Origin of the sequence: Pseudorhodobacter aquimaris (assembly GCF_001202025.1) — a bacterium.
Taxonomy (GTDB): domain Bacteria; phylum Pseudomonadota; class Alphaproteobacteria; order Rhodobacterales; family Rhodobacteraceae; genus Pseudorhodobacter; species Pseudorhodobacter aquimaris.
Window position 1 is genome coordinate 149440 of record NZ_LGHS01000046.1, and the last position, 12803, is coordinate 162242.

The window sequence follows — 12803 nt, forward strand, 5'->3', positions numbered from 1 at the left end:
TCAGCTTTCCAAGTCGGAATCGCGCGCCATACGGTCGGCTTTTTTGCGTATCAGCACCGATTTGAGGTCATGCATCGCCATAAGCAGCGCATCAGTCACTTGGTCCAGCTGTGCATCAGAGGCACGGGTTTGCACCCACTGGCTGGTCAGGTTCATATGGTCGATGGTGCGTAGAATGTCATCGACCTCGCGCTCGGCCAGTTGGGTGGTGCGCCATGCGACCCAGCTTTGGATTTCAGTGAGATCTTCAGGGGTCAGGCTGTGATCGCCTTGGGGCTTTACCTCGCCGTTGCGGATGTTGACGGTTGCGATCTGGTCCATGTCGATGCGGCGCTGGCGGTTGTCGGTGCCGATGCGAAACACCAGCGCCCCGTTGTCGCGCACCCGAAAGTAATACTTTGGCAGGTTATCCATCTGTTTTCCCCTGTTGCACGATCATTTGGCGCCCGCTGCGAAAGGCGGAGGCAACACGCGGCCACGCAAAACGCGCAGCCGGGTGGTTCGGATCAGCGCAGGCCCGCGCAGAAGGTCTGGATGCGGGTACAGGCCTCTTTTAGCGTATCATCGGCGGTCGCATAGCTGACGCGGAAATTCGGAGACAGGCCAAAGGCCGCGCCAAAGACCACGGCCACGCCGGTTTCCTCTAGCAGGGCGGTGGCGAAAACCTCATCATTTGTGATCTTGGTGCCCGCAGCCGAGGTTTTCCCAATGCAGCCCGAGATATCGGGATAGACATAAAACGCGCCTTCGGGTTTGGGGCAGGCGATGCCCTCGGCCTCATTAAGCATACCGACCACCAGATCGCGGCGACGCTGGAAAAGGGCCTTGTTGTCGGTCAGGAATTCCTGCGGGCCGGTCAGCCCCTCCAGGGCGGCATATTGGCTGACAGAACAAGGGTTGGAGGTGGATTGCGACTGGATTGTCCCCATCGCCTTGATCAACGCCACAGGACCACCGGCATAGCCGATGCGCCAGCCGGTCATGGCATAGGCTTTTGACACACCGTTGCAGGTCAACGTGCGCTCATAAAGGCCGGGCTCCACCTGTGCGGGGGTGTAGAATTCGAAATCGTCAAAGACGAGATGTTCATACATATCATCCGACATCACCCAGACATGCGGGTGGCGCATCAAGACATCGGTCAGGGCCTTCAACTCATCCCGGGTATAGCCCGCACCTGTGGGGTTCGAGGGGCTGTTGAAGATGAACCATTTGGTTTTGGGCGTGATCGCCGCTTCCAATTGTTCGGGTTGCAGTTTGAAGTCAGTCTCGATCCCTGCGGCCACCGCAACCGGCGTGCCGCCTGCCAGCAAGACCATATCGGGATAGGACACCCAATAGGGCGCGGGAATAATAACCTCATCGCCCGGATTACAGGTTGCCATCAGCGCGTTATACAAAATCTGTTTGCCACCCGTCCCGACAGAGATCTGGTTCGGCGCATAGGTCAGCCCGTTTTCACGCTCAAACTTCGCGCAGATCGCCTTTTTCAGCTCGGGGATGCCGTCCACGGCGGTGTATTTGGTCCGGCCCGCATCAATCGCCGCCTTGGCCGCATCCTTGATGTTTTGCGGCGTGTCGAAATCGGGCTCTCCGGCACCGAGGCCGATCACATCCTTGCCGGCGGCCTTCAGCTCATTAGCCTTGGTGGTGACGGCGATGGTGGGCGAAGGTTTCACACGGGCGAGGGTATCGGACAAAAAGGCCATTGGCAGGCTCCGGCTCAGGGGGCATAGATGCCGCGACGGCCCCGTTTGTACTTGGCGGCCTCTTGTCATAGAATGCGCGCAGTATACGATCAAGCGATAACGAGCCTTGGGGAGTCGATGAATGACGGATACAGACAGCGCAAACTGGTATAGTGCCGAAGCGGCAACCTTTGGCGATCGCGTCGCTGGCGCCCGCGAGGCCGCAGGCCTGCGCCAAGAGGAGCTTGCCCGGCGTATCGGCGTCAAGCTGACCACAATTCAGAACTGGGAAAACGATCACTCGGAACCGCGCGCCAACAAACTGCAAATGATGTCGGGGATGCTCAATGTCTCTATGCGGTGGCTGTTGACGGGTGAGGGTGAGGGCATTGAGCCGCCCGTACCGGTGCGCGATACCGATCTGAACGCGGCCTTGGCAGAACTGTCACGGATGCGCGCAATGGCCTTGGCGCTGTCTCAGGATATGGGGCATCTGGAAAAGCGTTTGCGCGCGATGGTACGGGAAACAGGACAATGAGCCACATGCCAGAATCGATGCTGCAAGAAACCCCTGATGCGCGGCTTAAGCGTATGAAGATGCGGTCCTGGCGGCGCGGGACCAAGGAGATGGACATGATTCTTGGCCCCTTTGCCGATGAGCATCTGGTGGGCATGGATGAGGCGCGATTGACCCTTTACGATCGCCTGCTGTGGGAAAACGATCAGGAGATTTTGCCTTGGATTTTAGGGAACTCCGAATCTCCCAACGATTACAAGGGTTTGATTTCAGAGATCGGCGTTTTTGCCCGCAGCCGCCTGAAGAAATAAGCGCGTTATTCTCGCAAATTCTAGACTAATCTAGCACGAGTTTACCGAATGTTTGTGTTTTGTCCCGAATCTGTCCCTATCCATTTCCGGGGCGGAGAAAAGAATGACCCTACATACGAATTTGCTGGATGGCTCTGATAAGGCGTTGATGTCCAGTTACCTTGAAAGCCTTGCGCTGGTCGAACGGCTGCATCGGTTGTTGCTTGATGTTGTCAAAGACGAATTTGAACGTTTGGGGGTGCTTGAGATCAACTCGGTGCAGGCGCTGCTGTTGTTCAATGTCGGTGACAATGAGGTCACGGCCGGTGAGCTGAAATCGCGGGGCTATTATCAAGGGTCCAACGTCAGCTATAACCTGAAAAAGCTGGTGGACCTGGGCTACATGCACCATCAGCGGTCCGAGATTGACCGGCGTTCCGTGCGGGTTAGCCTGACGGAAAAGGGGCGCTACATTCGCACCGTGCTGAATGACCTTTTTGCGCGTCATACCGAAGGGTTTGAACAGCGCGGAATAATCAACAGCGAAGGTATGGAAAATATCAACCAGTCGCTCAAGCGGATGGAGCGCTATTGGACAGATCAGATCCGGTATATCTATTGATGGTTTACCGCCAAAACGCGGTATGGCTGGCCAATGCGCCTTGTATTTTTGCAAGCAGACGGTTGGCACCTGAGCGGCGTGGAAATACGCCGCTTTGTAGTCGGTCCAGAACCACCTCAGGGGGGCAGGGCAGCCGGCTGACGGGATCAAAGTAACGCGGATATGAAATCAGCGTTGCATGGACCAGAAGGTTCAATGAGGTTTGACGGCGGGCCGTTCCATCGGGCTGTAAAAGACGTCGTTTTGGTACGGGGCCAAGATCATTGGTCAGCCCCCAACCGGCATAAAACGGGGTGCCCAAACAGGTAACCCTTTTGCCACGTAGCAATGCCTCAAATCCCAGAAGGGATGTCATGGTCCACACTTCTTGCACCTGGTCCAGTAAGGCGATGGGATCTGCCCTATGGGCGATGTGGTCAACAAGCGCTGTCAGTGCTGTCGGGTCAATATGGCCGGGGCGCAAACCCGCCTCAACATCCGGATGGGGTTTGTAGATCAAAACGGCATCGGGATTGGCCTTGCGCGTGGCTTGCACCAAGGCAAGGTTGTCGCGGACCAGCATCGTGCCCAAGCGGATCGAGGCGTCGTCCTCTACCTGTCCGGGTACAAGAATGCGCCTGCCTGCGGGCAGATCGGGGACTGTCACGGCGGGCAGGTTGTATTTGGACAGGCGGTCACGGATCACCCGTTCCATCAGGGCTTGCGCCCGATCTTGGGCACCCGGTGGTGTGGGGCTGGTGATAATCCGTTCCAGACGGCTTTCACGGGTGGGATCATAATAGATCCCCAGATCATCGGCAACGAGGCTCAGCGGCGGCACTAAGTCTGCGCCCAGACCGCGCGAGCGCAAAAAGCCATCTTCAACCCGCCGGATCACTACGGGTGCTGTCAGGCCCGTCGGCTCTGCGCCCGCCCAGATCAATAGTCCGGCATTGGATGTCGTGGCGGCGGTTACGGCCTTTTTGGGGGAGGTCGCAAACCTCAACGGGGTGTGGCGTCCGAAAATCGCTTGTAACCGGCCCCGCTTCCACAGACGCATGCCAAGCGCGATGTGGCCGGCGCGATCCTCGCGGTAACTGCGGACCTCGGCCTCCAACTGGTCGACGGCCTCTTCAAAACTGCACAACCGGTCGCGGCATGGATCATACCATGTCGGCGCAAGGATCATCGCGGCGGCAAATATCTGTTCGGGGGTCCGGTGGTGTTGGCGGTGTGGGAGCGCAACGGTATCGTCAGATGCACCCCAGCCCGCATAGAAAGGCGCCCCGAAAACCCGAGGGCGATGACCCGCTAATATCGCCTCAAACCCCAGTTGTGACGATACGGTATAAACGGCCGCAGCCCCAGCCAGCAGCGCCCAGGGGGAAACGGGCGCGGTCAATAGCGTATAATCGGCAGAGGGAAGAAAATGGCCCTTACGCAAGCCCAGATTGGTCTCGGGGTGTGATTTTACCACAATAGGCTTGTCAGGGTGCTCACGCTTGGCGATTGCCAGCATCTCGTCAAACACATCCGGCCCGCATCCCCGCAGCGACGCATCGCCCCTGGTTTGATCAATCACCAAGACATAGCCGGGTGGCGGGCAGGGCAGCTCTGGGTCGTGAATGTTGTATTTTGTAAGGTTCAAGGCCTTTAGACGCGCTATTCCCCGTGACGCACGCATTAAAAGATGCGCATTGTCCAGATCGGCGGTCGTCAAAATATGCTCTAGCAGCGAGGGTTGGCTGGCATCGAAATGGGCGCCCATAGGATCAATCAACAAACCTAGCGGTGCATCACCAGCGCGGCCGGGCCGGACGGAACGCAAAAAGGCATCCTCGACCCGTATTAAATCGGCTGTCCGCCATGCCGCTATGGCCTCACCACGTTTGGCATAGGGGCTATGACCCCAAACGGCAACTGCATCGCCTTTGCCGGGAATGCCAAGGGTCAGCTCATACCCCGCAAGCTGTAGTATCCGCCGCAACCGCGGGGCGCGCCAGAACCCGGCATTATACGCGAAAAGCCGCCGGGGGGATGCCCCGGCGGCGTTTGATCCGATTGGCAGATCCTGCATTTGTGATCAGTCCGAAGTGCCAACTGAGGAAAGTGAATCGGCAGCCCCGGCCGTGCCGGTGACGGCGGAGATGGTTTTTTGCCACTGCACGAAAGGTGCCTCGGTGACATAAACCGTATCGCCATCGCGGACCAGAAAATCGCGTGCTTCAAACATGCCGGTTGGCTGGGTCAGGTCAAGAACATAGACCATGCGCTGATCGCCGGTCAGGTCGGAACGGCCAAGGACGGAATTTGCGATTTCAGCCGGCTCATTGCGGAACACAAACACGCCCGTCGGATCCGCGAGGCTGGTGTTCAGCCCGCCAACCTGCGCAATGGCCTCAATCGCTGAGAGGGACTGAGTTTCGAATGGGACGCGGTTTTGCGATCCGGTCGCCCCCATCGCGACAAACGCGCGAGTGTCACGCTCCACAACAATCCGGTCGCCCGCCCGCAGTGCGATATCCAGCGAGGGGTTGGCATAGAGATCTTCCAGCCAGATCTGCCCGGTTTTCCCGCCGCGCGTCACACGCACAATGGCGACCGAAGGCTCAATCGCAGATCCGCCTGCCTGCGCGAGCATTGCCGTAAGTGTGCGTGTCGGGCGCTCAATCGGATAGACGCCCTGACCGCCGACCATGCCCGAAACCGACACGGTGGCCCCGTTCCCCGCAACCCGCTGTACGGTTACCTGAGGGTCGGGCGTCTGGCTATCAAGCTTGCGTGTGATCAGGCGGCGCAGCCCCTCGGGTGTGTTGCCCGCAGCTTTGATCCGTCCCGCATATGGCACAAAGATATAGCCCGCGCCGTCAACCTGCACTTCTTCCAGCGCTGAGACACGTTGCCCGGTATTGCCCAAAAGCGGATCATCCTTGACGTTTTCAAAGACGGTCAACGCGACGGTATCCCCGGGTGAGATTGTATCCGATCCTATCATGCTTGCATTTCGGAAATCAGACCCAAAGCCAAGCGCGGGAACAACCGATGTCGCGCGGGTCACGCGGCTGTTGACTGACACAATAAAAGCATCGCCCTGTTTAAGCACGGACCCTGCAAAGATTTCTTTCTTATTCGGCCCGGATCGTGGCAACCCACAAGAAGCCAAAGCCGTAACGATAAGCGCAAGGGCCAGACCTTTGGCCCCCTTTTTTGCCGTAATTTTCACTGCCCGGGCTCCTTATATTCTGGATTTTGCCTCAGTATTTTTTTGTCACGCTATATAAAGGACTGATAAAATTCCAGCTTTTCCAAGGCTTGTCACGTCACGGCGCGCAACTGTTGCCGTGGTGCCGCGCTTCCTTTGGTCAATGCATCATAGGGGTCATCGTGCAAAAGCATCATATCAACCACTTGGCGCAGCAATTCGCGCCTGCCACGTGCAGAATAAAAACCGCCTGAAACCTGACTCGTTTCCAGCAAATAATGACGGTAGGCGCGGTAGGCGCGGCTGTCGGGTCGGGTCGGTCGCGTGAAGAAACGGTCCAAGGGTTGCGATGAGACAAACTCAGGCTTGTCGTAAACAGCGGCCCCGAAGGACCTGAGCGGCAAACCGCGCCACAACACCTGTTGTGCTGCGGTGGAATTGACCGTCACCGCAGATCGCGCGTGGTTCAACAACCCTGCAAGCTTGCCGCCCCGCACGAAATGCACACGCCCCTTGACGCCGTGCAGCAGAGCAAGACGCTTGATTTCGCGAGCGACGGGGACGCGGCCATCTTCTAGCGGGTGGGCCTTGAAAACAAGGTGATGATGGGGGGCTGCGCCGCGTGCGAACCCCTCCATCACCACGCTCAGAAAATCGGTCATGGTGGAAAAGGGCGAATGCATCTGAAAGCTGCTGTCATGTTCCAGTTGCAGCAGGACCAGATGATAGGGAAAGCCACCGTGTTTGATCCGAAAACCTGCCAGCATCCGTTCCCAGCGGTGAAGGGGTAGCAAAAGCAAGCGCTTGCAGTACAGCAGAAATTCCTGCCACACAGTCAGGGTGCGATGCGGGCGATAGTTGCGATAATCCCAAAAGCCGGTCAGCACAAACCAATGGTAAAGCGCGCCCCACACCATATGTTGCCGCATATCGCCCCAGCGGGCAGGGGCATCGGGCAGGTCCATGTCGTAATGTTCCAACGCGGTTTGCATTTGTGTCAGCGTCAGATCCATCAGCCGCGAGTTGCCGTTTGATCCGCCGCGCTCATAGGTCACCCAATGCGGACGCAAATAGCCCTCTTCAAACACATGCACCGTAATGTCCGCCCTCTTGGCGATTCGCACGGCCTGTGCATGGATCGGTCGCGTATCGCCGTAAAGCACAATATCAGTGACTTTCCGTGAATTGATAAGGGCCGTGAATGTGGCGGGCCATTCCCTTGCTGTGCCTTTGAAGGGAATGTAGGATTCAGGATGCGGCCATAACGCCCGGTCCCCGCGGTTGAAGCCCACACGCCAGACCGCTGCCCCGGCCTTGGTCAACATCCCGGCGAGTTGCCCGAAGAAAGGGCCATGTGGCCCCTGCAACAACAAAAACCGGCGATTTACACCTGATATGCGCATCGAGCCCCCTTTTCCCCTATCCACTGCAAATTCTGTCATTGGTAAAGGGTCTATTCCTGCAATATCGCAATTTGTCGTTAAGGGAGGCCAAATTTAAGGCCGCTTGCATAGCCGCTTTGGGGGCGCTAGGCCTTGGACGACAATCAGGGGGTTATGGGCATGTTCACAGGTATCGTCACAGACATCGGCACGCTGCTGGAGCTGGAGCAACAGGGCGATCTGCGCGCGCGGATCGGGACCAGCTATGACATTGCGGGCATTGATATCGGGGCGTCGATTGCCTGTGACGGGGTGTGCCTGACTGTGATCGAACTGGGACGCAGCCCGCAAAACTGGTTTGACGTGCAGATCAGCGCGGAATCGGTGGGCGCAACCAATATCGGCGGCTGGCGTGTGGGCAAGCGCCTTAACCTTGAACGCGCGCTGAAAGTCGGGGATGAATTGGGCGGCCATATCGTTTCGGGCCATGTCGATGGGGTGGCCGAGGTGATCGCAATGCACCCTGAGGGCGACAGCACCCGTGTTACCTTTCGCGCGCCGCATGCACTTGCGGGATTCATTGCGCCCAAAGGTTCGGTCGCGCTGAACGGCACTTCGCTGACGGTGAATGAGGTGGCGGGCACCGATTTCGGCGTTAATTTCATCCCGCATACACAGCACGCCACGACATGGGGCGATGTGGCTGTAGGGGACCGTATCAACCTTGAGGTGGATACGATGGCGCGTTATGTCGCACGCCTTCGCGATTGGGCACAACAATAAGCGCCCCGTTTTAACATCGCTTGCACTGGCATTCGGTTCCAAGGCGCGGTAAGGGCAAGGCATCCAGACGTGAGGCCCACAATGACCCAGACCGAATATACACATGCTATTGCCTCTATCGAGGAAATCATCGATGACGCCCGCAATGGGCGCATGTTCATTCTGGTGGACCATGAGGACCGCGAGAATGAAGGCGATCTGGTCATCCCCGCACAGATGTGCACCGCGGCCCATGTGAATTTCATGGCAACCTACGGGCGCGGGTTGATTTGCCTGACGCTGACCGAAAAGCGGATCGATGCCTTGGGCCTGTCGTTGATGAGCGCCAAGAACTCCAGCAGGCATGAAACCGCCTTCACCACCTCGATCGAGGCGCGTGAGGGGGTGACGACCGGTATCTCGGCGGCGGATCGTGCGCTGACGATCAAGGTTGCGATTGACCCCAAGGCAGGCCCCCAAGATATCGCCTGTCCCGGCCATGTGTTTCCGCTGCGTGCGCGCAACGGCGGGGTTCTGGTGCGTGCGGGCCATACCGAGGCGGCGACAGATGTTTCGCGCTTGGCAGGGTTGGACCCCTCGGGCGTGATCTGCGAGATCATGAATGATGACGGCACCATGGCGCGCCTGCCTGATCTGGTCACATTTGCGCAAAAGCACGGGCTGAACATCGGGACGATTTCCGATCTGATCGCCTACCGCCGCCGTAATGACAACCTTGTGCGGATGAACTCGGAACGCACGGTCACCTCGGAATTCGGCGGTGACTGGACGTTGCGGATCTATACCGATGATACCGAGGGCGCGGATCATGTGGTGCTGATTAAGGGGGATATCTCCACGCCGGAACCTGTCTTGGTGCGGATGCATACGCTGGACCCGCTTTTGGATGTGGCGGGGCTTGGCCCTGCCGGGCGGACGGGTGAGTTTGGCGATGCGATGCGCCTGATCGCCGCCGAGGGGCGGGGCGCCCTGGTTTTGTTGCGCGATGTGCATATGAAGATGACACCTGCCAGTGATGACAGCCCGCAAACCTTGCGCCAATACGGGCTGGGCGCGCAAATCCTGTCGAGCCTCGGCATCACAGAGATGGTTTTGCTGACCAATTCGCCCCAACCGCGGATTGTCGGGCTGGACGCATATGATCTGACAATCACCGGCACACGTGCCATTCCGAAAGGGTGAATCATGGCCTCGCTTGAATCGCATTACACCTTGCCCCTGCCAGAGTTCGACAAGCCGGTGAAACTGCTTGTTGTGGTCGCCCCCTATTACCGCACGATTGCCGACCAGATGCTGGCCGGTGCCCGCGCCACGGCAGCTGCCTGCGGTGCCGAGGTGGAGGTCATCGAGGTGCCCGGTGCCCTGGAGGTGCCGACCGCGATTGCGATGGCCGAACGCCAGAGCAACTATGACGGTTACGTCGCCCTTGGCTGTGTTATCCGCGGTGAGACCACGCATTACGATACGGTGTGCAACGACAGCAGCCGCGCGATCTCATTGCTTGGCTTGCAAGGGGCCTGCATTGGCAATGGCATCCTGACGGTTGAGAATATGGATCAGGCCGAGGTGCGCGCCAATCCCGACAAACAAAACAAAGGTGGCGGCGCTGCTGCTGCCGCCCTTCACCTGATCGCCCTGTCGCGCCGCTGGTCCAGCGCGCGCAAAGGCATCGGCTTTCGCCCGTCTGAGGATAGCTTTCGCGCATGACCAAGCCTGACCCAAAAAAAGACCAGAAAAAGCAAATGAAATCCGCATCGCGGCTTTATGCTGTACAGGCGCTTTTTCAGATGGAAAGCTCCGGCCAGACCGTTGAGGCGATCCAGCGCGAGTTTGAGAACCACCGTTTCGGCGCGACCTATGATGGGGACGAGATGGCCGAGGGGGATGTAACCCATTTCCGCGCGCTCTTGAACCATGCCGTGAACCGTCAAGCGCGGGTGGACCAGATGACCGACCGTGCGCTGGTCGCAAAATGGCCCATCGCCCGCATTGATCCGGTGTTGCGCGCGCTGTTTCGCGCCGCGGGTGCCGAGATGTTGGAACTGCCGACCCCGCCCAAGGTCGTGATCACCGAGTTCGTCGATGTCGCCAAGGCCTTTTTCCCCGAAGGCCGCGAATCAAAATTCGTCAATGCCGTGCTTGATCACATGGCGCGTGAGGCAAAACCCGAGGCGTTCTGAGCCTGCGACGATTAGGATTGTGGAAATATGCCCCGGCCATGCTATATTGATCTGTGAAACGGGGGATATTATGCCAAAACTGATCCGACTCTATATCGTAAACGTTGCCATCGGCTTTGCCTTGGCGCTGGCCTTTGTTTCGGCGATCGTGTTCTTTGATGTGGGTGGCTTGCGGCATCTGGTGACTGGCAGCGAAATGGGCTGGCTTGCGTTTGTGATGATGGTTGTGTTCAACGGCATCGTTTTCGCTGGTGTACAATTCGCCTATGCGGTGATGAGCCTTGCGGCGCCTGACGACGGCCCCAAGGGCGGCCTGAAACAGCATATCACCGGAGAGTTGGCACGGGTTAATGTCGGCGCCAAGCGGCGCTGACATGGGTGGCGGGGACCGCAGCAGTCGTGTCTGCGTGAATTTCCCGAGAGCCTGAGTTTTCAGGTGGGCGCCAGATACCAAGACCAAGATCTTGGCAGAGCCAGCTCCCTCGGAGTTGCTTATGGGCCACTGGAAATGTGCTGATCACAAACCGAGCAGATCCGCCAATTCAACAGATAGGGCTGCGGGCGGCGTTAGACAAGGGGGGCTGTTGCCCCCTTTTGCCATTCGTGTTTACGCCGCCGATCCGCCCACGGTCAGCCCGCCGATCATCAAGGTTGGCTGTCCCACTCCAACGGGCACCCATTGCCCCGCTTTGCCGCAATTGCCGATGCCGGGGTCCATCGCCATATCATTGCCGATGGCACGGATCTTTTTCAGTGCGGTCGCCCCGTCCCCGATCAACGTTGCCCCCTTGACTGGCGCGCCGATTTTGCCATTCTGGACACGGTAGGCCTCGGTGCAGGAAAACACGAATTTTCCGTTGGTGATATCGACCTGTCCGCCACCAAAGCCGACCGCATAGATACCATCCTTGAGGCTGGCGACGATCTCGGCGGGATCGGTGTCGCCGCCCAGCATATAGGTGTTGGTCATGCGCGGCATCGGGATATGCGCGTGGCTCTCACGTCGCCCGTTGCCGGTAGGGGCCACACCCATCAGACGCGCGTTCTGGCGGTCTTGCATATAGCCGACCAACACGCCGTCATCGATCAGCACGTTGCGCGCCGAGGGGGTGCCCTCATCATCAAAAGAAATGGAACCACGGCGGTCGGGGATGGTGCCGTCATCCAGAACGGTTACGCCCTTGGCCGCGATCTGTTGCCCCATAAGACCTGAAAAAGCCGAGGTTTTCTTGCGGTTGAAGTCACCCTCCAGCCCGTGACCGATGGCCTCATGCAGCAAGATACCGGGCCAGCCGGCCCCGAGGACCACATCCATCACGCCTGCGGGGGCGGGCACCGCGTCGAGGTTCAGCACCGCGATTCGCAAGGCCTCACGCGCGACGGATTGCCAATGCGCAGGCTCCATCAGCCCCGACAGCCCATAGCGCCCGCCGCCGCCCATGCCGCCCTGTTCGCGGCGTCCGTTCTGTTCCACGATAACGGAAATATTCAGCCGCGCCATAGGCCGTATATCGGCAAGGCGCAGCCCTTCGGGGCGCAGGATCTCTACCTCTTGCAGCGATGCTGCGATGGTCGCGGATACTTGGACCACGCGGGGGTCGAGCGCGCGGGTAAAGGCATCAATCTCGCGCAACAGGTCGATTTTCCCGGCAAAGCTGGCATCCAGCATCGGGTTCGCATCGGTATAGAGCTTTTGATTCGTACCTTTGGGCGCATCAGCCAAAGTGCCGCCGCCATCACCCACGGCCAGACGGGTGGTCTCCAGCGCACGGCCCAAGGCGGCTTCGGAAATTTCGGTAGAATGGGCATAGCCCGCAACCTCGCCCCGAACGGCCCGCAGGCCAAAGCCCTCGGATGCGTCATAGGTTGCATTTTTGACACGGCCGTCGTCTAAAACAATCGCCTCTGAGCGGCGACGTTCCAGAAACAGCTCACCATCATCGGCACCATGGGTGGCTTTGCGCAACAGATCAAGGGTGTTTGCCTCGTCCAGATGCTGCTCAAAGGGGCGGAAAGGGGCGTCTGTCATGGGCGTGTCCTTGATTTACATCAAACGGCTACGTTATGCCGCTATGGTTTCTCTTGTTGTTTCTGACTTAATATGGTTTCACCATAGATGGAAACAACGGGATTCTGCCCTATCTTTTGGCGGATCTCAAA

Annotated in this window: 14 protein-coding genes and 1 other RNA gene; 8 read left to right on the forward strand and 7 right to left on the reverse strand. The window is 58.5% G+C overall.

The features are described from left to right. Both AKU94_RS07245 and AKU94_RS07250 read right to left on the reverse strand, forming a co-directional pair. Entirely contained in the window at positions 1-414 is a 414-nt protein-coding gene (locus tag AKU94_RS07245) for a hypothetical protein (protein WP_050526625.1), read from the reverse strand. A 92-nt stretch (positions 415-506) separates the two neighbouring features. Beyond that, the gene (locus AKU94_RS07250; protein ID WP_050526626.1) at positions 507-1709 is read right to left on the reverse strand and encodes a pyridoxal phosphate-dependent aminotransferase; all 1203 of its coding nucleotides are present in this window, start codon (positions 1707-1709) and stop codon (positions 507-509) included. A gap of 121 nt (positions 1710-1830) precedes the next feature. Here AKU94_RS07250 and AKU94_RS07255 point away from each other — a divergent pair, with 121 nt between their 5' ends. From AKU94_RS07255 to AKU94_RS07265, 3 genes are all read left to right on the forward strand, one after another. Beyond that, the gene (locus AKU94_RS07255; RefSeq protein ID WP_050526627.1) at positions 1831-2226 is read left to right on the forward strand and encodes a helix-turn-helix domain-containing protein; all 396 of its coding nucleotides are present in this window, start codon (positions 1831-1833) and stop codon (positions 2224-2226) included. 20 nt (positions 2227-2246) lie between these two features. After that, positions 2247-2516, forward strand: coding sequence for an FAD assembly factor SdhE (locus AKU94_RS07260; RefSeq protein ID WP_050526717.1), 270 nt, complete (start codon positions 2247-2249; stop codon positions 2514-2516). 103 nt (positions 2517-2619) lie between these two features. Further along, positions 2620-3117, forward strand: a complete 498-nt coding sequence (locus tag AKU94_RS07265; protein WP_050526628.1) for a MarR family winged helix-turn-helix transcriptional regulator — start codon at positions 2620-2622, stop codon at positions 3115-3117. A gap of 4 nt (positions 3118-3121) precedes the next feature. Here the strand turns inward: AKU94_RS07265 and AKU94_RS07270 are convergent, their stop codons facing one another. The 3 genes from AKU94_RS07270 to AKU94_RS07280 all read right to left on the reverse strand — a co-directional run bounded on the left by AKU94_RS07270 (position 3122) and on the right by AKU94_RS07280 (position 7701). Beyond that, positions 3122-5173 (reverse strand): capsular polysaccharide biosynthesis protein, encoded by a 2052-nt coding sequence (locus tag AKU94_RS07270; protein ID WP_050526629.1) that lies wholly within the window; start codon positions 5171-5173, stop codon positions 3122-3124. A 6-nt stretch (positions 5174-5179) separates the two neighbouring features. After that, complete coding sequence (locus AKU94_RS07275) at positions 5180-6319, reverse strand: polysaccharide biosynthesis/export family protein (protein ID WP_050526630.1); 1140 nt, start codon at positions 6317-6319, stop codon at positions 5180-5182. Positions 6320-6411: 92 nt separating this feature from the next. After that, positions 6412-7701: a capsule biosynthesis protein gene (locus AKU94_RS07280; RefSeq protein ID WP_050526631.1), complete on the reverse strand. Its 1290-nt coding sequence runs from the start codon at positions 7699-7701 to the stop codon at positions 6412-6414. Positions 7702-7860: 159 nt separating this feature from the next. On the opposite strand from AKU94_RS07280, the gene AKU94_RS07285 reads away from it, so the two are divergent. The 5 genes from AKU94_RS07285 (at position 7861) to AKU94_RS07305 (ending at position 11016) form a co-directional block, all read left to right on the forward strand. Then, a complete protein-coding gene (locus tag AKU94_RS07285; RefSeq protein WP_050526718.1) occupies positions 7861-8463 on the forward strand; it encodes a riboflavin synthase in 603 nt (200 codons plus the stop codon). Positions 8464-8544: 81 nt separating this feature from the next. Then, complete coding sequence (ribB, locus tag AKU94_RS07290) at positions 8545-9645, forward strand: 3,4-dihydroxy-2-butanone-4-phosphate synthase (RefSeq protein WP_050526632.1); 1101 nt, start codon at positions 8545-8547, stop codon at positions 9643-9645. A 3-nt stretch (positions 9646-9648) separates the two neighbouring features. Continuing rightward, positions 9649-10170: a 6,7-dimethyl-8-ribityllumazine synthase gene (locus AKU94_RS07295; protein ID WP_050526633.1), complete on the forward strand. Its 522-nt coding sequence runs from the start codon at positions 9649-9651 to the stop codon at positions 10168-10170. Between the two features lie 35 nt (positions 10171-10205). Next, positions 10206-10643 carry a transcription antitermination factor NusB gene (gene nusB, locus AKU94_RS07300; RefSeq protein ID WP_408633676.1) on the forward strand — a complete coding sequence of 146 codons (438 nt, stop codon included), beginning with the start codon at positions 10206-10208 and terminating at the stop codon, positions 10641-10643. A 121-nt stretch (positions 10644-10764) separates the two neighbouring features. Beyond that, complete coding sequence (locus tag AKU94_RS07305) at positions 10765-11016, forward strand: hypothetical protein (protein WP_408633681.1); 252 nt, start codon at positions 10765-10767, stop codon at positions 11014-11016. Positions 11017-11024: 8 nt separating this feature from the next. Here AKU94_RS07305 and ssrS read toward each other — a convergent pair. Further along, a non-coding RNA gene (gene ssrS, locus AKU94_RS20985) (6S RNA) lies at positions 11025-11181 on the reverse strand. A gap of 69 nt (positions 11182-11250) precedes the next feature. After that, a complete protein-coding gene (gene tldD / locus AKU94_RS07310) occupies positions 11251-12672 on the reverse strand; it encodes a metalloprotease TldD (RefSeq protein WP_050526636.1) in 1422 nt (473 codons plus the stop codon). Positions 12673-12803: the final 131 nt, after the last annotated feature.

Bases quoted from the DNA above. Each gene is read 5' to 3' on its own strand.
- AKU94_RS07245 (WP_050526625.1), bottom strand. From the start codon at position 414: ATGGATAACCTGCCAAAGTATTACTTTCGGGTGCGCGACAACGGGGCG.
- nusB (WP_408633676.1), top strand. From the start codon at position 10,206: ATGAAATCCGCATCGCGGCTTTATGCTGTACAGGCGCTTTTTCAGATG.
- AKU94_RS07270 (WP_050526629.1), bottom strand. From the start codon at position 5,173: ATGCAGGATCTGCCAATCGGATCAAACGCCGCCGGGGCATCCCCCCGG.
- tldD (WP_050526636.1), bottom strand. From the start codon at position 12,672: ATGACAGACGCCCCTTTCCGCCCCTTTGAGCAGCATCTGGACGAGGCA.
- AKU94_RS07280 (WP_050526631.1), bottom strand. From the start codon at position 7,701: ATGCGCATATCAGGTGTAAATCGCCGGTTTTTGTTGTTGCAGGGGCCA.
- AKU94_RS07265 (WP_050526628.1), top strand. From the start codon at position 2,620: ATGACCCTACATACGAATTTGCTGGATGGCTCTGATAAGGCGTTGATG.
- AKU94_RS07285 (WP_050526718.1), top strand. From the start codon at position 7,861: ATGTTCACAGGTATCGTCACAGACATCGGCACGCTGCTGGAGCTGGAG.
- AKU94_RS07255 (WP_050526627.1), top strand. From the start codon at position 1,831: ATGACGGATACAGACAGCGCAAACTGGTATAGTGCCGAAGCGGCAACC.
- AKU94_RS07250 (WP_050526626.1), bottom strand. From the start codon at position 1,709: ATGGCCTTTTTGTCCGATACCCTCGCCCGTGTGAAACCTTCGCCCACC.
- ribB (WP_050526632.1), top strand. From the start codon at position 8,545: ATGACCCAGACCGAATATACACATGCTATTGCCTCTATCGAGGAAATC.
- AKU94_RS07295 (WP_050526633.1), top strand. From the start codon at position 9,649: ATGGCCTCGCTTGAATCGCATTACACCTTGCCCCTGCCAGAGTTCGAC.